Raw genomic sequence first — 20,287 nt, forward strand, 5'->3', positions numbered from 1 at the left:
TTTGTCACAAACAAGTTGGCTTCATCCTAATGATAGTTGAAGGCGCGCACAACAAGGAAATGAGAATATGAACAAATTGATACTTGGACTTTTACTCCTCAGCTTTGGTGGCGTCGGGACGGCAAATGCGCATCCAGTTTCTTTTCAGGGTGCAACATCATTGATGTCTTATAATAAAGAAAAAGAAAATGAATTGTTACTGACCTATTCCTTCGATCGCAGTTGGGCCGCTGGGCTTAGTTATTTTAAAATGGAAGATATCGAATACACAATTCCACGAATCAACTTTTTGGCGAAGCGCTGGAATAACGATGATTCGCAGGGAAATATTTATTTAAGCGCGGGTTATGGAACGGAAAGATCGTTTGACGAGAACAAAGGTGTAACATTCGGATCTGTTGAAGCAGATTGGGAGTCGCGCAAGTATTACACGTCTATTCAGTACAATAAATTCTTCCGCCAAGATTCAGATGCAGTTGATCGCACGGACTATGAGCACACCAAAGGCCGCCTGGGCGTGGCTCCATATTTAGCAGAGTTTAACGAACTCAATACATGGCTCATTGTTCAGTTCGATAAAGTGAACGACAAACCTATTGAGACAACGCAATTTATTCGTCTGTTCTACAAAAACGCAATGATCGAACTCGGTGCCGCCTTCGGTGGTGGCTGGGCCTTTAACTACATGGTGCACTTTTAAGGCGGCGGTAGCCGCGCAGAATGCAGGCGGGAACCGCCGGAACTGAAGCAGGAGAAAATTATGAAAAAACTAATCCTATCTCTAACAATCCTATTCGCAACATCATCCGCATTCGCCGGAGAAGTTGAAACTGTCGGTGTGAAAGGAATGGTTTGTTCTTTCTGTGCTCAAGGCATCACAAAAAAATTTAAAGAACAACCCGAAGTCGCCAACGTCGAAGTGAGCCTCGAAAATAAATTCGTAAAGCTCACATACAAAGATGGGCAAAAACTTTCCCACGATAAAATCGCAACTCTTTTAAAAGAGGCGGGGTATGAAGTTAGCTTCAACAAATAAGTTCTTCACGTTCCTGACTCTTTTTAGTTCCACGGGAACTTTGATCTGCTGTGCGCTCCCAGCTCTGCTTGTCAGTTTGGGCATGGGAGCAGTTCTTGCGGGGCTTGCTGGCAATGTTCCAGGTCTTATTTGGGTTTCCGAAAATAAACTCATAGTTTTTGTGTTCGCGGGAGTGATGTTATCTTTAAATGGATTTCTTCTTTGGAGAAACCGCAACGCCCCGTGTCCCATTGATCCACAGCTCAGAGATGCCTGTATTTCAGGCAGAAAGTTCTCTGCACGGGTCTATATTCTATCAGTTCTTGTTTTCCTCACCGGTTTTTTCTTCGCATTCATCGCGCCTGTTCTTTAGGTACGGACTTACTTTTGGTAGCAATATAGCGTCATTCATGACGCATTGTCGCTACCAAAAGTAAGTCCGTACCTTTCTCTCGATTGACTAATTGCAATGAAGACAGGTATCTCTAAGCCTTCGTAATTTAAACGAGAAATCAAACACGGAGTGCAACAATGTTTAGTGAATCTTTGCTAATTTCTCCGGCGATTGCTGGGGTGGTTGGTTTGATCGTTGCTTTGGCTCTATACCTTCGCGTGAAGGCTCAGCCAACTGGTAACGAAACAATGAATCGCATCGCGACTTACGTTCGCGAAGGCTCAATGGCTTTCCTCGTACGTGAGTACAAGGTTCTTTTCGTCTACGCTATTTTCGTAGGCGCAGCTCTATGGTTCGCATTGGGCGGAATCGCAGCGGGATCTTTCATCCTGGGCGCATTCTTGTCTCTTCTTGCGGGCTTCTTCGGTATGAAGGCGGCAACTTATGCCAACGTTCGTACTTCTCAAGCAGCAGCAGGTGGCTCTAAAGCCGCAGCTCTTCTCGTGGCACTTGATGGTGGCGCCGTGATGGGTCTTTCTGTTGCGGGTCTTGGTTTGATCGGTCTTGGCGTTCTTTACTACATCTTCCAAGGTCAAGACGTTGTCGGAACAATCCTTCACTCTTTCGCAGTGGGTGCTTCATCTATCGCACTTTTCGCGCGTATCGGTGGTGGTATCTATACTAAAGCGGCTGACGTTGGTGCAGACATCGCTGGTAAAGTTGTAGAGAACATTCCTGAAGACGACCCTCGTAACCCAGGTGTTATCGCTGATAACGTTGGTGATAACGTTGGTGACGTTGCAGGTATGGGTGCAGACATCTATGAATCCATGGTTGCTGCGATCGTTTCTGCTATGGCGATTGCTTTGACAATCCCAGTAGAAGGTTTGTCTAAATTGATGGAGGGTGCAGCTCCAGAGAACACTCGTATCGCGGGTGTGACTTTGCCTTTGCTTCTTTCAACTTTGGGTCTTGTGATTTCAATCGTTGTGATCTTTGCAGCGCGCGCGTTTAAAAACGGCAAGCCAGCAACAGTTCTTCGTAACGCGTTGATTGTTCCGCCAATCATTTTAACAATTGCTTCTTACATCTTGATGCCAATGTTCGGTATCAGCCAAACTGTCACTGTTGCTTTGGCAGCGGGTGCATTTGGTGGAGCTTTGATCGGTCTTATCACTGAGTACTACACAGCAGCTCGTCCAATCCGTTTGGTTGCGGAAGCAGCTTTGACTGGTGCAGGAACTGGTGTGATCCGTGGTTTGGCAGTAGGTATGGAATCAACTGCAATCCCAATGTTGATCGTTGTTATCGCAGCTTACGTAGCAGACCAAGCTTTGGGTCTATACGGTATCGCAATGGCAGCAGTAGGTATGCTCGCTGGTACAGCGGTTGTTATGACTGTCGATGCTTACGGTCCCATCGCTGACAACGCGGGTGGTATCTCTGAAATGTCAGGTCTTGGTAAAAACGTTCGCGACATCACTGATGAACTAGATGCCGTTGGTAACACAACAGCAGCTATCGGTAAGGGTTTTGCGATTGGTTCAGCGATCTTGACAGTTCTTGCTCTTTTCTCTGCATTCAACATGGAAGTAAACCATGTGCGTGAAAAAGCAGGTCTTGCAAAAATGTCTTTGGATCTTACTTCTTCAGGCGTTTTGATCGGTATCTTGATCGGTTCTATCCTTCCGTTCCTTGTTGGTTCTACAACAATGACGGCAGTTGGTAAGGCTGCTCAAAAAATCGTTAAAGAAATTGCTCGTCAATTCAAAGAAATCCCAGGTCTTCGTGAAGGTAAAGCAGAACCACAACCAGCTGCGATCGTAGACATTGCAACTCAAGCGGCTCTTTGGGAAATGATTCTTCCAGGTATGATCGCAATCCTTGCTCCAGTAGCAGTGGGCTTCATCTTGGGTCCTCAAGCTCTAGCAGGTCTTCTTGCTGGTGGTTTGGCTGTCGGTGCGACAATGTCTCTTTACATGGCAAACGCCGGTGGAGCATGGGACAACGCTAAGAAATTCATCGAAAAAGGTGGATTGCCAGGTCATCCAAAAGGTTCTGACGCTCACAAAGCAGCTGTCGTTGGTGACACTGTAGGTGACCCGTTCAAAGATACTTCAGGTCCTGGTATCGCGATCTTGATTAAAGTTATGTCCGTCGTATCTTTGTTGATCGCTCAATTGATTGCTACTATTGGCGGCTAAGCCGCGGTAGCGGGCAGTGCCGAAGCGCCGGTGGCGCGCAGGCTGAAGCAGCATCCGAATATAGCAAACATAATAAAACCCATAGCCTCGGCTATGGGTTTTTCATTTTATTACTCTTCGATTTCGGTTTTCCCTAGACGCTGTAATAAACAAGACCAGGACGAGAGACCGAAAAAATACAAACCTTATGACAAGCGTTCCTCATGACCATATAACGGAATCATGAGATTTCATCAGGTACTTTTCAGCACGTTTTTATCTCTTTCCCTGACTTCCTGTGGGAATTTTTCCTACAGTCTCTCTCCAGCTTCACAAAGTTGGATTCCCGAAGAGATGTATTATCAAACAGACGGCAATTGCGAGAATGGTGACTTGGTTTTTAAAATCCTTGTCGCAGGGGGCACGAAGCTTTGGACGGACCCTCAGCAATTATTAGTCGGGCAGACGGATCTCTATCTCAACAAAGACGGAACCTATTCTGTTCGATATCGCGAGTTCGCAAATCTTGAGAACTCGCCAAGTTTCGAAACTCAATTTTCAGAAAAGTACCAAGTAAACTCTGATACTGGTGAAATCTATTTCGTGAATCTCGGATACGGAAACGTGATAACCCGCCAGGGTAAGTACTTTTTAGATTTTCAATATTCAGTGAATATCAATTCGCAAGAGCTGCAAGGAAAGCAAGTCCGCTTTCGTTTGACAGAAACTCTGCGCGGTTTCAACACCGACAGAGCTCAGTACTGTAATTACTAATTTATCCTTTTGCTGTCAGAACCCAAATCCCAACAAGAATAAATAAAGTCCCCGAAACGTATTTCATAATTTGCGGATTAAGAACCGTTCCTAAGAAACGGCCAAAGATCACGCCCAATGCTCCGGCCAGTCCTAAAGCCAATACAACGGCAATCATAACAGTCAGGGTGGATTTAGATTGTGAAGAGGCAGCTAACGCAGCAAATTGCGTTTTATCGCCCATCTCGGCCAAAAAAATAGTTATAAAAGTGCTCGCAAAAATCTTCCAATCCATACCAGGTCCTTTAGAATAGATGCTGTCAATTGAATGTATATTGATAAAGTTTGCGGGTAAGGAAGGCAAATTGAAAAGTCGATTTATTGCTGCCATGGACCTTTTGCAAGAGGAAGCCTCTAAAGGAGACCTCACTTTGCGCCGAGTCTTCCATCTTCTTGGGGAAGAAGGTCATGCCATGATCATGGTTTTCCTTTGTCTGCCGTTTATGCAGCCGATTCCTATCCCGGGACTTTCGACTCCTCTAGGTTTACTCGTCGCTCTCGTGGCCTTTTTTCTTTATATGAATAAACCACCATGGCTGCCGAAGAAATTTGAAAATCTAAAGATCTCCTCAGAGGTCCTTCTTAAAGTTTCAGAGGTGGCAGAGAGGATCTGGACCCACACTTCAAAAATCATCAAACAACGTCTGGTCTTCTTTCACGATCACTGGTTTTTCCGAATCATCAATCTGATTGTAGTCGTCGTGAATGCCCTTCTTTTGTCGTTACCTTTGCCCATTCCTTTTTCTAATACCATTCCCGTCGTGGCTATCGTATTTAGCGCCATTGGGCATATGGAAAAAGACGGGATCTTTATCCTTTTTAGCTATCTGTGGTGTCTTATAGTTGCGTCCTTCTTTGCAACTTTAACCATGGGAGCAATTCACCTGACTTAAGTCTTGCGCCCCAAGAAAAGGCCATAAGACCTCGAGGTCTTTGTATACTGAAAAAAGCTATTGCTACAATGAACTTTCCTAGAAGGAGAAAACATCATGGGAAAATTTATTGTAGCGTGTACGTTGGTTCTTGGATTTGCTTCCTTTGCACAAGCAGAAGGCAATGGTCCTTGTGCAAAAGATCGTGAAACTCTTTGCGCAGGTATCGAACCGGGAGGTGGAGCGATTGCAAAATGCATGAAAGAAAATAAAGAGAAACTTTCGGCAGAATGCAAAGCCCACGTTGAGGCGATGAAAGGGCAGCACAAAGAAGTGAAAGAAGCTTGCCACGATGACGTCGAGAAATTTTGTGCCGACGTGAAACCTGGTAAAGGTCGCATCATGAAGTGCATGAAAGAACATAAAGAAGAACTTTCTGCTGCTTGCAAAGAAGAAGTCGCAAGTGCGAAAGAAATGCGTAAGAAGGCCAGAAAAGGAAATTAATCGCCTCTATGAGAGAGAAAAGTCTCCGCTTAAGTTTATTTGATGCCTTTCTTTGCTCTCTCATGATTGGAGCCGGCGAGACCTACTTGCCGGCCTATTCACTCTCTATCGGCATGGGAGAAATCTTTGCCGGAGTTCTTTCAACTCTTCCCATTGTCAGTGGCGCGTTCCTGCAACTCATCACTCCGCGCGGATTGCAACGAGTTCAATCTCACAAACACTGGGTTGTCGCTTCAACCACTCTGCAAGCTCTGACTTTTATTCCTCTGATTTATTTTTCTGCCACAAGAGCTCCTGACTTTTGGACTCTGTTCTTTATCCTGACTCTTTACTGGGGATCTGGTTTTGCTGCGGGACCTGCGTGGAACTACTGGATGGGGCGTTTGGTGCAAGTCGAAGAGGGGAATCGTTATTTTTCAAAACGGTCTCGCGTCTCACAGGTTGGTATCCTCATCGGACTTATCGGAGGGGGAGTCGCCCTTCACAATAAAGTGGAAATCGGACCTTTCTCGTCTGTTTTCACGATGCTCTTTGTTTTTGCGTTTGCTTGTCGTTTGTTTTCGTCATTTATTCTCTCATCTCAATATTTCGATCCCACTTGGAATCGTGAACCAAAATTAGGTTTCCGCGCGTCGTGGAAAGTCTTTTGGGCTAACAGTTCTAAGCGACAATTTTTCTTTTTCTTGGCGCCCTTTCAGGCGGCCGTGTTCGTTTCCTCTCCCTTCGTAACACCATATATGCTGGCTCAGATAAAGATGGACTACGGCACATATATGACGGCCATTGGAATTCTTTTTATCGGAAAAATACTGGCACTCACTTTGATTGATCGTTTTAGAGGGACTACGTCAGGTTTCAACTTGCTGGTGTTTGGAGCCGGAGCCATCGTTCCGCTTCCAGCGATGTGGGCGGTAAGCAGCGATCCGTATTTTATTTTCTTCCTTCAGTTCATCAGTGGTCTTGCGTGGGCCTTTGTGGAAGTCGGGCTTTCGCTGATTTTCTTTAAGGATCTCAAGCAAGAAGAAAAAGTTCCTATGCTCACGGTGTACAATCTTCTCAATTCCCTAGCGATTATTTTAGGGACCTATGTGGGTGGAAAATTTTTGTGGTTCTTTGGAGAAAAGCTTTCCAGTTACTACATGGTCTTTATTTTAGGAACAGTATCGAGATTCGCAGGATTTATTCCACTGTATCGTTACGTAAAAACGCAACTTCTAGGTGCGTCTTCCGACTCTACAAATCAAGAGACAGAAAAAGCGTCTTAAATTTTCGATGAATTTCTTTGTCAGAGTAAGGATCTTCCGTTTGTTGAAGATCTTCAATGCTGTAGCCCGAAAAGATCTTTAAAACCTGCACAGAGGTTTCATTCAAAGAAAACCATGCTCTCCAGGTGCGATAAGCAATCACGTAATCGGAGCCTTGCGCCTTTACGCGCTTCTTTTTTGAATTCGTCGGCTCATATTCCAATTGATGCAAAAGAAAACCTTTAAGTTGAGAAACTCCTTGAGACTCAAGAAAGCTTAATTGCGCCAAGCTCTCCTCAGAAAAGTTTACTGAATGTTTCGTCGCATCTTGCAGCCAAGAAGGTTCCACGCCGGGAAATGAATCCGCATAGGCTACATAAGGTTTAATGTCCAAGATAGGGCTGCCATCTAAAAGATCGGCTCCCTCTACAAAAATTTTAAGTTTGTCGATACGGAGGATCTTTACACAGCTCATACCAATCGAATTAGGACGGTAAGGGGAGCGAGTCGCAAAGACGCCGATTTTTTGATCTCTTCCGCGAGGAGGTAGCACCATGGGATTCCAATGCGGATTGTGATGAAAGCTAAAGATCACCCAAATGCGCTCACAACCTTCAAGGCCTATCAACGCCTGCTCAAAGTTGTGACCTGCTTCAAGTTCAATGACACCTTCTGAATGAAATTCGTCAGGTTGGCGACCGGCCTCATAGGGTTCCACTTGATTGCTATGAAATCGCCCAATCGGCGTGAGAGTTATTTTTTCTGACGCCACTGTCTCATCCATTCAAAGCCAGCAATCGCCGCTGTGACGCCCACATTTAAGGAATTCTTACGTCCACGAAGAGGGACAATGCGAACCTCATCAATCACTTTCAAAATTTCCGGATCAAGACCAAAGCGCTCATTACCTAAGACAAAGGCCGTTGCTTCAACTTCAAAGGGTTCATAAAGATCCACAGCGCTCGCGGCCGTTTCCAGAGCGACAATGCGATAGCCCTCATCCTTAAGTTCTTCCAGGCATTCTAAAAGACGAGGGGACTCTTCCCAGGAAAGATACTCCTGAGTTCCCATGGCCGTCTTTTCAACTTTCCACTGTGTCGGATTGGGAGTGTAGCCACACAGATATATTTTCTCAGCGCCCAGACATTCCGCGGTTCTAAAAATAGAACCCACATTAAAAGCCGAACGAATATTATCTAGAACAAAAACCAAGGGAAGACGTTCCTCAGGAGCTGCTTCTTTGTCATTTTCAACAATCAAGAAGTCATCATCTTGAAGGTTCTTGTGAAGAAGACGTTCAACGGGAATACCAAAACTCACAAAATGTTTAAGAGTCATCTCGGGAGTCAGATGTTTTCGAAGATCAGCGAGGCGAGAGACATCGGGGTTTTCCGAATTCTTAAGCTCTAAGATTTTTGCCTTTAAAGATGAAAGTTTCGGGCTTTCGCCAGCAACGCTGGCTTCGTGAGCCCAGGACTTTTCAATCTCCAGAAAAAGTTTATGAATTTCTTCGAGGGATTTTTTGTCCTGGGTAGAGAGGGTCATTATTTCACTCGTTGGCCGACTTGAGCCCCGTCATCTGCAGAAAGAACAAAAAGGTCACTGCCGCCGTTGCCAGCCGCAAGCACCATGCCTTCAGACATACCAAATTTCATTTTGCGCGGTTTTAAGTTCACGCAAACTAAAATCTTACGTCCTAAAAGATGTTCGGGTTTGTAAGCAGCTTTGATCCCGGAAATAATCTGACGAATCTCGCCGTTACCAATATCTACTTTCAAACGCAAAAGTTTATCAGCTTCTTTGATTTCTTCAGCTTCAACAACCTGGCCAATGCGCAGATCGACTTTCTCAAAGTCAGCAAATTCAATTTCTGCAGGTTTTTCACTCGAAGACTCAGTCGCCGCTTTTGGTGCAGCTTTCGCCGCCGCGGGAGCCGTCGAAGTCGCCTTCTTAGCTGCTTGAATCTCTTCATTGATCTTGCGACTTTCTTCAACCATGGCTTTTACTTTGTCAGCCTCAACACGAGTTGCAAGATGTTCGTAGTCATTGATAGGACGATTTTTCAGAACCGTTTGAATATCAGACCATTTATAATCTTGCTCACCTAAAAGCTTCGCCACTTTCTCAGTGTAGAAAGGAAGGATCGGTTTTAAGTAAATTGCTAAAAGTCGGAACATGTTCAAAGTCGTTGTGATAACTTGCTTTGTTCCAGATGGATCAGCCTCCAAAGTTTTCCATGGAGCTTTCTCATCAAAGTATTTATTTGCATCATCTGCCAAAGAACGAATTTCATTGATGGCTTTTGCAAAATCACGAGCTTCATAATGAGCCGCAATGGATTCTCCCATCGTCTGAGCATGAGCAATCAATTTTGCTCCCTCAGCATCAGGTTCGCTCATCAGGCCGTCCATTTTCTTTTTCAACATTTGGCCACCGCGAGAACCCAAGTTTGTGATTTTACCCACAAGCTCAGAATTCACACGGTTCACGAAGTCTTCAAGATTCAAATCAATATCATCAACGGAGCTATTCAATTTCGTTGAGTAGTAATAACGAAGATATTCGGGATTCAAATGATTCAAATAAGTGCGAGCCGCGATGAAGGTCCCTTTTGATTTGGACATCTTTTCGCCATTCACCATCAAGTGACCATGAACGAAGACTTGGTTTGGTGAACGGAAGTCCGCCGCTTTCAAGAATGCCGGCCAGAAGATCGTGTGGAAGCGCGCAATATCTTTTCCGATAAAGTGATACACCTCACGGCTAGGGTCTTGCCATACGTCTTTCAAAGACGTGCCATTCTTCTTTGCCCACTGCTCCGTCGTGGACATGTATCCCATCGGAGCATCCACCCAAACATAGAAGAATTTTTTATTATTTGTGCCCGGGATCGGAAAACCAAAGTAGGGCTCATCACGTGAGATATCAAGGTCATGAAGATCTTCATTGAACCACTCAAGCATTTTTTTGGAAATTTCAGAAGAGCAGTGTTTTGGAATCCACTCTTCAAGATATTTTTTAAAGTCGTTCAGTTTAAAGAAAATACTTTCACTGTCTTTAAGAACCGGAGTTGTCCCACACAAAGAACAGTGAACGTCCTTCATATCACTGGGTGAATAAGTCGATCCACACACGTCACAAGAATCGCCGTATTGCTCTTTTGCGCCACACTTAGGGCACGTGCCTTTTACAAAACGATCAGGAAGGAACATTTTGTCGTGGTTGCAATAGAGTTGCTGAATTGCTTGCGAACGTGTGTGACCGCCTTCTACCATTTTCTGATAGAAGAACTCACACAATGCCTTATTCTCTGCCGAGTTTGTAGAACCGTACATTGAGAACTGAACTTGGAAATCCGCAAAATCCTTCGTGTGCTCTTCGTAGCTTTTCGCAATCAAAGTTTCCGGAGTGATGCCCATCTCGCGTGCTTTCACCATGATCGGCGTGCCATGGGTATCATCTGCACAGATATAAACGCACTCATTGCCTCTCATTGTTTGAAAGCGTGCCCAGAAATCAGCCTGAAGATATTCCACAAGGTGACCCAAGTGGATGTATCCATTGGCGTAGGGAAGAGCACAAGTCATGAGGATTTTACGGTTTTGATTCATCGCGAAGGACCTTTCAGTTTAGCGCCACTCAACCAGACCGGAGTCATAGTGATAGAGGGCCTTCACTATCTTTACATCACCAGAGGCAACCGCGTCACGCAGGATTGCAGAGCGTTCTAGGAGATCTTTCGAAACGCCATCCACATTGCTCCAAGTTTCCTCTAAAAGTCCATGAGAAGGAGTTGCATTGGCGTATTTTTGCACGCGAGGTTTAATATCTGCGACCAATGCTTCCAGCGCTGGACTTCCCATTGGAGAGCCTTTAAGGGAAGCCAGAGCCGCATTCACAGCACCACATGACTCGTGTCCCATCACGACAACTAAATTTGAGCCTAGATGTTCCACCGCGTATTCGATGCTGCCGATCACGTTGTTATCCAAAGCTTCACCAGCTGTTCTGATAACAAAAACTTCGCCAAGTTTTTGGTCAAAAACGAGTTCCGGTGGAACGCGAGAATCGCTGCACGATAAAATCACCGAGTGAGGTTTTTGTCCGGCAGCAAGACGCAAACGATCTTTGGAGCTAGCTCCGTCATTACGAAGGAAGCCTTTCACAAAACGTGTATTTCCATTTTTTAACCAACCTTGCGCTTTTTCTGCAGGGACAGGACCCGCATGACGAGTTGATTTGGTAGTGCCGTGAGTGGATTGAATGTGTTGAGCGGCAGCGGCCACGGCTTCTTTCATCTCGGTTGCTTGGCTTTGCGCTTCAGCCTCGGTATCTTCAGGACTGATGCGAGTGATTTCTTTAGGACCGTTTGTGGAAGCTTCCGCAGGAGCCTCTTTGGATTGTCCTTGTTGATCCTTCAAAAGAACTTTTGTTTCGTCTTGAGTTGGAGTGCGATGCCTTTGCATTGCGCAGGCGGTGATAGAAACCAATACGAGACCCATTGTGAAAACTTTTAACATTTGATCCTCCCTGATGCTGTTCTTTATTCTCAGGACCTCCATCGAGGGACGTCAAATTAAAAACAAAAAAACTTTTACCCCCAGAGTAGGGAACCACTAGAATGGGAGCATTGAGGAGTTGCTATGTCTGTATCGATCTTATCCCCCTCTGAAATTCAAACAAAACTTCAGGAGCGCTCTTACTCAGCGCAGAAGACATATTTAGCTATGTACAGCACTTGGTGGGGAGGCATCGTAAAAGATCCGGGCCTGATGATGGTTCCTATTGACGACCATCTTGTGCACCGCGGGGACGGTGTCTTTGAGGCTATTAAAGTTGTCGACGGAAATGCCTTCCTTCTTCAAGAGCATTTAGAACGCCTTGAAACTTCCGCAGCTCAATTGGGAATTTCTCTTCCGATGAGTCTTAAAGAAATCAAAGACGTGATCACTAAGACCACGATCGCTACGGGAGCTCGCAATGCTATTCTTCGCCTCTATGTTTCTAGAGGGCCCGGAGGATTTACGACCAATCCCTACGACTCAATTGCTTCTCAATTGTACCTGGTCGTAACAGCTTACGCTCCGATTGCGGAAGAAAAATATCAAGCCGGGGTGAAGGTCGGCCGCAGTCTTGTGGCTCCGAAAGAACCCTGGTTCGCAACAATCAAAAGTTGCAACTACCTTCCGAATGTCATGATGAAAAAAGAAAGCGTAGATCGAAAGATCGACTTCACGATCGGTATTGATTCCCAAGGTTTTCTAACTGAAGGCAGTACAGAAAATATCGTCTTGGTCGATAAAAACAAAAATCTTCTTCGTCCAAAATTGCGTCAAATTCTTAAAGGCACAACGATGATGAGAAGTTTCGAGCTCGCAAATACTTTGCTTGAAGACGGACTCTTGTCGTCGATTCAAGAAAAGGATCTGACTGAAAAAGACATCTTTGAAGCACAAGAAGTGATGATGATTGGAACTACTTTAGATGTCTTGCCTGTGACGGAATATGAAGGTCAGAAAATCGGGGCGGGCAAGCAAGGCGAAGTTTCCGCAAAACTTTTAAAACTGCTTCGCGAAGATATAAAAAAGGGGCCGAAGTCGACCCCTATTTACGTTTAAACTTCCAACTGAATTTTATCTAAAAGCTCGGGATCACTCAACACCGCTTCGCCACCTTTGGCGATGGCGGTGAGGGGGCTTTCGGCAATTCTCACTGGCAAGCGCACTTCGTTTTGAATACGTAAATCAAAATCGCGAATCAAAGCGCCACCACCAGCCAGGACAACACCACGTTCGATAATATCAGACACCAATTCCGGAGGAGTGTGCTCAAGAGCTCTGTGGATGGCATTGATGACCTCTTGAATGCAGCCATTCATCGCAAGTCCCACATCTTCAGAACTCACTTCCATAGTTTTGTTCATGCCGGTATCCGCATCACGGCCAGAAATCGTCGCTGTGCGAATGTCTTTTTTGGGAACGGCCGTGCCAATAGAAACTTTTAAATATTCCGCTGTCGTTTCAGAAATAATGATTTTCTTATAGCGACGGAAATAATCAATGATCGCATCGTCAATTTTATGTCCACCCACGCGAGCAGCTTCACAATAAACGATGTCAGCAAGAGCAATCACAGCCACTTCAGTGGTGCCTCCGCCGATATCAATAATCATATTGCCTTCAGCAGAGCGAATATTAAGACCTGAACCAATAGCTGCAGCCATCGGTTCATCAATCAAAAATACTTCTTTTGCGCCAGCCGCTTTGCAAGATTGAATGACGGCTTTTTTCTCAACTTCTGTTACGCCATACGGAAGTGAAACCACCACGCGAGGGCGAGAAAAAGCGGATTTAACGCCAGGCTGACTCAAAAAATGCTGAAGCATCACTTCAGAAGTTTCAAAGTCTGCAATCACTCCGTCGCGAATCGGTTTTTGCGGAAAGATGCTGCCTGGGTTGTTGGCCAATTTTTCTTTGGCATCATTGCCAACAGCAATGACTCTCTTTTTTCCAGGGCTTGTTTGTTGATAAGCAATCAAAGAAGGCTCATTGAGAACAATCCCTTTCCCACGAGCTGCGATCAATGTATTTGCAGTTCCCAGATCCACATAGAGATCCGCCGCCGTTCCGGCGTCATCCTTAAAGAACCATGATAGCATATTATTTCCCGAATCCTTTTTGGCTTTCAAATGGGAATGTAGCAAAGATCGAGATGTAAGAGTAAGATTTATTCAAATCAAAACCGACTTCTCCACCCAATGTGACTTGATTCCAGTCGGCATAATGAAACTCACTGCCAACAGTCAAATTTGAAGCCACTAGGTTTTCTTCTTTTGTGTTGAGGAACGTGAAAGGGACTGCCAAATAAGGCACTGCCAATCCATACTCCGTATCAAATTTCTTGCTCAAAAGGGGAGCCAGTTGAAGTTGCAAAAGATTTTCCTCTTCGTCACGTGCTAAACCTGCACCAGCACGAAGACCCATCGCTGGTTGATTGTCGACGTCTGGGAAAGGCATCCACTTTGCGCTAACAAAAGCATTAAAGTCCACGGCTCCGGCGCCCATCGTAATGCGAGCACTTGTCGCCTCGTTGATGTTTGTATCAAAGAAGACGTTAAAGTTTGCGCCGCCACCTTTGTTGGTAAGAAGTTGAGGTTCAACTCCCACTTGATATTTTCCGGCTGGAACAAGTTCGCCGGATTCAGCGATGCTCAGGTAAGCGTGAGCAGATGAGCTTAGAAAAAGACCTAAAACGAAGTATTTAGCAAATTTCATGAATAAAAACCTTTCGACTTGAAAATCGTATCGAGTCGCGAATCATTTGACAAGACCTTGATCCAAAGAGAATCTTGAAAGGTGACGAAATTGCCTATATCCGTTGTGATCATCACCCTTAATGAAGAAGCTCATATCGAGCGTTGCATCCGTTCGGTGCCTTTTGCCGACGACATCGTTGTCGTAGACAGCTTTTCGACGGATCGCACCGTTGAAATTGCTGAAAAGTGCGGCGCCCGCGTTTTCAAAGAAAAGTGGAAGGGGTTTGGTCCGCAAAAAGCTTTCGCCACGGAACAAGCCAAAAATCCTTGGATCATTTCTTTGGATGCGGATGAGGCATTGAGCCCCGAGCTTGCTGCCGAAATAGTTGAGAGTTTTTCCGATTTAGATCCCGAAGCAGGTTATCTGTTTCCGCGAAAATCCTATCACTTGGGCCGCTGGATCGAACATGGTGGGTGGTATCCGGATTATCAGTTGAGGCTCTATAATAAAACCAAATCGCAGTGGAATTCCGCAGCTTTGCACGAAAAAGTAGAAGTAAAAAAGGTCCTCAAAATGAAGCGGGATCTTTTGCATTGGGTGTTTGATAACCTCAGTGATCAAGTCCTGACTAATGATAGATATTCCACATTAGGGGCCAAGCAGCTTGCCGAGGCTGGCGAGAGTTTTTCATACTTCAAGATGATCTTTAAGCCTTACGGAAAATTTGTAGAGACCTATTTTGTAAAACGAGGCTTTCAAGATGGGCTTCCCGGATTTATTATTTCAGTAGGGGCCGCGTATTCGCTGTTTCTCAAATTTGCCAAACTCTGGGAGATTGAGCGTGCTAAAAAATCATCTGGTTAAAGTTCTTCCTTTAGTTGCTTCATTTTTCGCCGCGACCACCTCTTTTGCCGAAGCTCCAAAGTATCCAGCGATTCGCGAATGGCAGGGGCAGGTGTGGTTGACTGGCAAAGACGGCAAAAGACTTCAAGTCAGATCTAAGCAAGTTCTTCGTGAAAAAGCTCTTCTGGAAACATCGGCATCGGCATTAGTTAAAGTGCAACTTGATGCAAAACGCAGTTTCACTTTGTTGGGATCCGGCGAAGTTTCTCTTCCTATTATAAGTTGGGAAAGCGGGGAAGCTCCGGTGGTTCTGTTAAAATCCGGAGATCTTTATTGGATGCAAAATCCGAAAGAAAAAGGTCCCTATAATGTGGCCGTGCGCTCGGATTTATTTGAATTCTTAGCTCCTCCAGGAAACTACATTCTTTCCATTAATCCAGGGAAGGCTTTTGCAGGCGTAAAAATGCTTGAAGGCTCCATGGAGTTTTCTGCTTTAAATGGAGAGGAATCCGTTGTTGTAAAATCGGGTCAGCAAGTCGGATTTCAGGGAGTTCTTGAAGGTGGTGACATTGCTTACGATGTTTTGTTGCAAGGAAAGAAAATTCCCAAAGGACATTTGACGGCCATCGCTCCTGTTGATGCTCATGAGTTGACAAAAGCAGCAGACGCCGAGAAAAAACGCCTTCTAGATGCGGCCCGAAAACAAGCAAAAGACAAAGCCGCCCTAGCTCAAGCCAAAAGAGAAGGGGTTATTTGTTTTAACCCTCCCGCTAAACTTAATGAGTGTGCGTGGACTTGTTTGAACAATCCTAAGAAAGAAAAAAAGAATTGTTTAATCTCAGCAGGAGCCACTTGCCAGCGCCAGCGCTGTAACGCTAACGGAGATTGGGCAGAACAAACACCTCTAGATGCTGAAAAAGCCAGCACAGCTTGTAAGGCGCAACCTGTCGTAGCTCCTTGTGATTACTAAGAATTTGGAATTTTGCGGCAAAAGGCGTTAATTCTCTCTTGCACTTTTTTAGCCAAAGTTCTATAACAACGCTTCCTTTGTGGTGGCTGTAGCTCAGTTGGTAGAGCATCGGATTGTGATTCCGAGTGTCGCGGGTTCAAGCCCCGTCAGTCACCCCAATTTTCTTCTCTTTAATAAATCCCCTAAAGTTTCATAAAAACCGAAAAAAATCATAGAACCCAAGAAACTTTATTGGCGAATAACAGAACGAGGGAAGCTCCTAGAAAACCTCCAAAGACAGTAACGCCAAGTATGTAAACAAATCTTGGAATTTTCGTACTTTCAACTTCCTCTCTAGAAAAAGTCATCGAGTTGTTCTGTCCGACAAGGTAGGCAATAAAAAAGAGCCAAGTGAGTGAGTATCTTAGAAACCCTTCTGAATCGTATTTTTGAAGAACAGAGAGGGCAATAAAGACGCCGAAGATCCATTGTGGCATTAAGATGTATTTTACTTTCATGAAAACTCCCTTTGAACGGTTGGTTTAATGGAAGCTTCATAAAGCAAGGTCGTTGCCCGACTGGGATCGGTTATATTTGATTAGATAAAAAAATAACGCAGCAAAATCCCGAAACTCGCATTCGAATCCGGGAAACTGGATGCTCCCTTCGGCCACTGAAATACATTTCTATAGATAAATGTATCTGAAATTGTTACAATAAGAGAGTTTTAAAGGTGATCATATGAAGAAACTCTCAGATACAAAACTTTCTGTTCTTGATTTAGCTCCTGTGGCGCAAGGAAAGACCATTGCTGATTCATTTAAAAATACTTTGGACCTTGCTCGTCATGTTGAAGAGCTGGGTTATCATCGCTTTTGGTTGGCTGAACACCACAATTTAGAGGGGATCGCCAGCGCTGCGACATCTGTTTTGATTGGTCACGTCGCCGGAGGAACTTCAAAAATCCGCGTGGGTTCCGGCGGAATCATGCTTCCCAATCATGCTCCGTTGGTCATCGCAGAACAGTTTGGAACTTTAGCAACGTTGTATCCGGATCGAATTGATCTTGGCTTGGGAAGAGCGCCCGGCACAGATGGTTTAACTATGCGAGCACTTCGTCGTGAAATGACCGGAAGAGAGTCTGAATTTTCAGATCTCGTGAAGGAGCTTCAATATTATTTTGCTCCTGCTCAAGAAGGACAAAAGGTTCGAGCTGTACCTGGTGCTGGAGTTGATGTGCCGATATGGCTTTTGGGTTCGAGTCTTTATAGTGCACAGCTTGCGGCGACCTTGGGGCTTCCGTATGCTTTCGCGGGGCATTTCGCTCCAGAGCTGATGATGCAGGCCATAGATATTTATCGCGTGGGATTTCAACCATCCAAAGCTCTCAAAGAACCTCGTGTGATGGTGGGAGTTCAAGTTCTCGCCGCAGACACGGATGAAAAAGCCCATCTTCTAGCGACCACAGTCTATCAAAGATTTTTGGGTATTATTCGCAATCAAAGAGTATCCCTGCAGCCTCCAGTAAAAAGCATGGACGGTATTTGGGGGCCGGCTGAAAAGGATCTTGTTTTGTCTCGTCTTAGAACTTCGGTCATCGGAAATCCCGAGCGAGTTCGAGAAGGGTTGCAAAAGTTGATCAATAAAACCCAAGCTGATGAGCTGATTATAGTATCCGATACGTACGATCATGAGGATCGTCGTCGCTCCTTTGAAATCATCAAAGAGGTGAGTTCTCTTTAAACTAATTTTCCCTCTGAAAAGTGATTTTTTCCGAGGTGAGTACGAGAGCGGCCGCGAATTTGAATCCCTCATGAAAAAGATCTGAAGAAATTAAAACGCATTTATTGCTTATGGAGTGTTAGATACGAATTGCGCGTGGGATTTGTTTTGATTCTTTAAATCGTCAGAGGATTAAAAACTCTGTGCCGTAATTATTTAATGAAGCTGTTTTATAAAATTTATACGAAAGGAAGAGGTGTTGTTAGGGGTGTCTGGCATGGAAAAGGCGATTTTATAGGCAAAACCAGCCTACTTCTTTCTTCCTACATATATAGAAAACCCTTTTCTGCGGAGGTTGGGTGGTTCCGTTTTGAGTAAAACAGAGAAGAAAAGGACGTCTTTGCGCAAAGGTTAGGCAAATAACACTCCGCTATGCCCACTATTGAAGCATCATTAAAAAAGCTTGCACGTTCGGGTAATTCAAACTATAAACCGTATTCTCTTCGACGATAAGTTTGTTTCCAAACAGATGTAGAAGCCTAACTATTTGATTTGTATTCAGAAGTTGGCCTGCGTTTTCGTCGAAGAATGCGAGTCATTTTTTGATTAAGATATGTTTAAAATATTTTTCTGAAAAGTGACTTTGAGGTGTTGACAAGGGCTTCGGTCTTAGATAAAACCTCTACCTCGTCGCTAAGAAACATTAACGACGAGTAAGAATTCGCTCTTTGAAAACTGAATAGCTAGATAGATAGATTTTTGGGCTCTTAGAATGAACAGCAATGTTCATTCACAATTTCAAAAATAAATTCGAACAAACACAGCGTAAGCTAGTTGTTTGGTTGAGAACAGAATTATAACTGGAGAGTTTGATTCTGGCTCAGAACAAACGCTGGCGGCGTGCCTAATACATGCAAGTCGAACGGGGAAAGCTTTCGGGTGAGTACTAGTGGCGCACGGGTGAGTAACGCGTGGATAATCTGCCTTGAAGAGGGGGATAACCAGTCGAAAGATTGGCTAATACCGCATAAGACCACAAGAACTGAGGTTCAAGGGGTCAAAGGTTTTTCGCTTCAAGATGAGTCCGCGTAAGATTAGCTAGTTGGTGAGGTAATGGCTCACCAAGGCGACGATCTTTAACTGGTCTGAGAGGATGATCAGTCACACTGGAACTGAGACACGGTCCAGACTCCTACGGGAGGCAGCAGTAGGGAATATTGCACAATGGAGGAAACTCTGATGCAGCGACGCCGCGTGAGTGATGAAGGCCTTCGGGTCGTAAAGCTCTGTCGCAGGGGAATAACACAATGAATGTACCCTGTAAGAAAGGATCGGCTAACTTCGTGCCAGCAGCCGCGGTAAGACGAGGGATCCTAGCGTTGTTCGGAATCATTGGGCGTAAAGCGGGTGCAGGTGGCTATGTAAGTCAGGTGTGAAAGCCTAGGGCTCAACCCTAGAAGTGCATTTGATACTGCGTAGCTTGAGTGCTAGAGAGGTTACTAGAATTGTTGGTGTAGTGGTGAAATACGTAGATATCAACAGGAATACCGGTGGCGAAGGCGGGTAACTGGCTAGACACTGACACTCAGACCCGAAAGCGTGGGGATCAAACAGGATTAGATACCCTGGTAGTCCACGCCGTAAACGATGGATACTTGTTGTTGGAGGTATTGACCCCTTCAGTGACGAAGCTAACGCGTTAAGTATCCCGCCTGGGGAGTACGGTCGCAAGATTAAAACTCAAAGAAATTGACGGGGGCCCGCACAAGCGGTGGAGCATGTGGTTTAATTCGATGCAACGCGAAGAACCTTACCTAGGCTTGACATGTACTGGAAGACTGGCAGAAATGTCGTCGCCCGCAAGGGTCGGTACACAGGTGCTGCATGGCTGTCGTCAGCTCGTGTCGTGAGATGTTGGGTTAAGTCCCGCAACGAGCGCAACCCCTGCATTTAGTTGCCAGCATTCAGTTGGGCACTCTAGATGGACTGCCGGTGTTAAACCGGAGGAAGGTGGGGATGACGTCAAGTCCTCATGGCCCTTATGCCTAGGGCTACACACGTGCTACAATGGTGGTCACAGAGCGAAGCTAAGCCGCAAGGTAGAGCAAATCGCTTAAAAGCCATCTAAGTTCAGATTGATCTCTGCAACTCGAGATCATGAAGTTGGAATCGCTAGTAATCGCGGATCAGAATGCCGCGGTGAATACGTTCCCGGGCCTTGTACACACCGCCCGTCACACCATGAAAGTCGGCTGTACCAGAAGTCGCTGCGCTAACCGCAAGGGGGCAGGCGCCCAAGGTATGGTCGATGATTGGGGTGAAGTCGTAACAAGGTAGCCGTAGGGGAACCTGCGGCTGGATCACCTCCTTTCTAAGGATTATCCGGTCAAATCTTTAAGACTTGTTCTTAAAGTTGCAAATTGACCCAATCTTAGGTCAACGCTTCTCTTCCCGAGATAGCGTGAGTCCCAAAAATCTTTTCTAGCTGTTTA

Annotated in this window: 20 protein-coding genes, 1 tRNA gene and 1 rRNA gene; 14 read left to right on the forward strand and 8 right to left on the reverse strand. The window is 45.2% G+C overall.

All coding sequences use genetic code 11. The features are described 5' to 3' along the window. Positions 1–67: 67 nt before the first annotated feature. The 5 genes from ACL934_RS08735 (at position 68) to ACL934_RS08755 (ending at position 4,366) form a co-directional block, all read left to right on the forward strand. Positions 68–700, forward strand: coding sequence for a hypothetical protein (locus tag ACL934_RS08735; protein WP_413613367.1), 633 nt, complete (start codon positions 68–70; stop codon positions 698–700). A gap of 60 nt (positions 701–760) precedes the next feature. Next, positions 761–1,036 carry a heavy-metal-associated domain-containing protein gene (locus tag ACL934_RS08740; RefSeq protein WP_413613368.1) on the forward strand — a complete coding sequence of 92 codons (276 nt, stop codon included), beginning with the start codon at positions 761–763 and terminating at the stop codon, positions 1,034–1,036. Then, complete coding sequence (locus ACL934_RS08745) at positions 1,014–1,388, forward strand: hypothetical protein (RefSeq protein ID WP_413613369.1); 375 nt, start codon at positions 1,014–1,016, stop codon at positions 1,386–1,388. The genes ACL934_RS08740 and ACL934_RS08745 overlap by 23 nt, the downstream gene beginning before the upstream one ends. 158 nt (positions 1,389–1,546) lie before the next feature. After that, positions 1,547–3,613 (forward strand): sodium-translocating pyrophosphatase, encoded by a 2,067-nt coding sequence (locus ACL934_RS08750; RefSeq protein WP_374080010.1) that lies wholly within the window; start codon positions 1,547–1,549, stop codon positions 3,611–3,613. Between the two features lie 222 nt (positions 3,614–3,835). Then, entirely contained in the window at positions 3,836–4,366 is a 531-nt protein-coding gene (locus ACL934_RS08755) for a hypothetical protein (protein ID WP_374080012.1), read from the forward strand. 1 nt (position 4,367) lies between these two features. On the opposite strand, the gene ACL934_RS08760 is transcribed toward ACL934_RS08755, so the two are convergent. After that, positions 4,368–4,640: a TMEM165/GDT1 family protein gene (locus ACL934_RS08760; RefSeq protein WP_374080015.1), complete on the reverse strand. Its 273-nt coding sequence runs from the start codon at positions 4,638–4,640 to the stop codon at positions 4,368–4,370. Between the two features lie 70 nt (positions 4,641–4,710). Here ACL934_RS08760 and ACL934_RS08765 point away from each other — a divergent pair, with 70 nt between their 5' ends. The 3 genes from ACL934_RS08765 to ACL934_RS08775 all read left to right on the forward strand — a co-directional run bounded on the left by ACL934_RS08765 (position 4,711) and on the right by ACL934_RS08775 (position 7,046). Then, a complete protein-coding gene (locus ACL934_RS08765; RefSeq protein ID WP_413613370.1) occupies positions 4,711–5,298 on the forward strand; it encodes an exopolysaccharide biosynthesis protein in 588 nt (195 codons plus the stop codon). Between the two features lie 96 nt (positions 5,299–5,394). After that, entirely contained in the window at positions 5,395–5,781 is a 387-nt protein-coding gene (locus ACL934_RS08770; protein ID WP_413613371.1) for a cysteine rich repeat-containing protein, read from the forward strand. 8 nt (positions 5,782–5,789) lie between these two features. Continuing rightward, positions 5,790–7,046, forward strand: a complete 1,257-nt coding sequence (locus ACL934_RS08775; RefSeq protein WP_413613372.1) for an MFS transporter — start codon at positions 5,790–5,792, stop codon at positions 7,044–7,046. Here the strand turns inward: ACL934_RS08775 and tsaA are convergent. Genes tsaA through ACL934_RS08795 form a run of 4 tightly spaced genes read right to left on the reverse strand, consistent with a single transcriptional unit; the run spans position 7,015 to position 11,545 of the window. Beyond that, the gene (gene tsaA, locus ACL934_RS08780) at positions 7,015–7,797 is read right to left on the reverse strand and encodes a tRNA (N6-threonylcarbamoyladenosine(37)-N6)-methyltransferase TrmO (RefSeq protein ID WP_413613373.1); all 783 of its coding nucleotides are present in this window, start codon (positions 7,795–7,797) and stop codon (positions 7,015–7,017) included. The genes ACL934_RS08775 and tsaA overlap by 32 nt on opposite strands. After that, a complete protein-coding gene (locus ACL934_RS08785) occupies positions 7,779–8,570 on the reverse strand; it encodes an RNA methyltransferase (RefSeq protein WP_413613374.1) in 792 nt (263 codons plus the stop codon). The genes tsaA and ACL934_RS08785 overlap by 19 nt, the downstream gene beginning before the upstream one ends. Beyond that, a complete protein-coding gene (gene metG, locus ACL934_RS08790) occupies positions 8,570–10,636 on the reverse strand; it encodes a methionine--tRNA ligase (protein WP_413613375.1) in 2,067 nt (688 codons plus the stop codon). Before metG ends, ACL934_RS08785 begins: the two co-directional genes overlap by 1 nt. 18 nt (positions 10,637–10,654) lie before the next feature. Continuing rightward, entirely contained in the window at positions 10,655–11,545 is an 891-nt protein-coding gene (locus ACL934_RS08795; RefSeq protein WP_374080035.1) for a carbonic anhydrase, read from the reverse strand. A gap of 123 nt (positions 11,546–11,668) precedes the next feature. Here ACL934_RS08795 and ACL934_RS08800 point away from each other — a divergent pair, with 123 nt between their 5' ends. Next, the gene (locus tag ACL934_RS08800) at positions 11,669–12,643 is read left to right on the forward strand and encodes an aminotransferase class IV (RefSeq protein ID WP_374080037.1); all 975 of its coding nucleotides are present in this window, start codon (positions 11,669–11,671) and stop codon (positions 12,641–12,643) included. On the opposite strand, the gene ACL934_RS08805 is transcribed toward ACL934_RS08800, so the two are convergent. Both ACL934_RS08805 and ACL934_RS08810 read right to left on the reverse strand, forming a co-directional pair. Then, positions 12,640–13,683: a rod shape-determining protein gene (locus ACL934_RS08805; RefSeq protein ID WP_374080039.1), complete on the reverse strand. Its 1,044-nt coding sequence runs from the start codon at positions 13,681–13,683 to the stop codon at positions 12,640–12,642. The genes ACL934_RS08800 and ACL934_RS08805 overlap by 4 nt on opposite strands. A gap of 1 nt (position 13,684) precedes the next feature. Next, on the reverse strand, positions 13,685–14,299 hold the full coding sequence (locus ACL934_RS08810) for a hypothetical protein (protein WP_413613376.1): 615 nt from the start codon (positions 14,297–14,299) through the stop codon (positions 13,685–13,687). An 81-nt stretch (positions 14,300–14,380) separates the two neighbouring features. On the opposite strand from ACL934_RS08810, the gene ACL934_RS08815 reads away from it, so the two are divergent. The 3 genes from ACL934_RS08815 (at position 14,381) to ACL934_RS08825 (ending at position 16,252) form a co-directional block, all read left to right on the forward strand. Beyond that, on the forward strand, positions 14,381–15,145 hold the full coding sequence (locus tag ACL934_RS08815) for a glycosyltransferase family 2 protein (protein ID WP_413613377.1): 765 nt from the start codon (positions 14,381–14,383) through the stop codon (positions 15,143–15,145). Then, complete coding sequence (locus tag ACL934_RS08820; RefSeq protein WP_413613378.1) at positions 15,123–16,094, forward strand: hypothetical protein; 972 nt, start codon at positions 15,123–15,125, stop codon at positions 16,092–16,094. Before ACL934_RS08815 ends, ACL934_RS08820 begins: the two co-directional genes overlap by 23 nt. Before the next feature lie 82 nt (positions 16,095–16,176). Next, positions 16,177–16,252: transfer RNA gene (locus ACL934_RS08825), tRNA-His, on the forward strand. Positions 16,253–16,303: 51 nt separating this feature from the next. On the opposite strand, the gene ACL934_RS08830 is transcribed toward ACL934_RS08825, so the two are convergent. Beyond that, positions 16,304–16,591, reverse strand: coding sequence for a hypothetical protein (locus ACL934_RS08830; RefSeq protein ID WP_413613379.1), 288 nt, complete (start codon positions 16,589–16,591; stop codon positions 16,304–16,306). Positions 16,592–16,814: 223 nt separating this feature from the next. Between ACL934_RS08830 and ACL934_RS08835 the strand changes: the two genes are divergently transcribed. Together ACL934_RS08835 and ACL934_RS08840 are read left to right on the forward strand one after the other, a co-directional pair. After that, on the forward strand, positions 16,815–17,816 hold the full coding sequence (locus ACL934_RS08835; RefSeq protein WP_374080052.1) for an LLM class flavin-dependent oxidoreductase: 1,002 nt from the start codon (positions 16,815–16,817) through the stop codon (positions 17,814–17,816). Positions 17,817–18,652: 836 nt separating this feature from the next. Next, a 16S ribosomal RNA gene (locus tag ACL934_RS08840) occupies positions 18,653–20,166 on the forward strand. Positions 20,167–20,287 lie beyond the last annotated feature (121 nt).

The sequence above is a fragment of the Bdellovibrio sp. HCB-110 genome (assembly GCF_047323225.1).
Classification (GTDB): Bacteria; Bdellovibrionota; Bdellovibrionia; order Bdellovibrionales; family Bdellovibrionaceae; genus Bdellovibrio.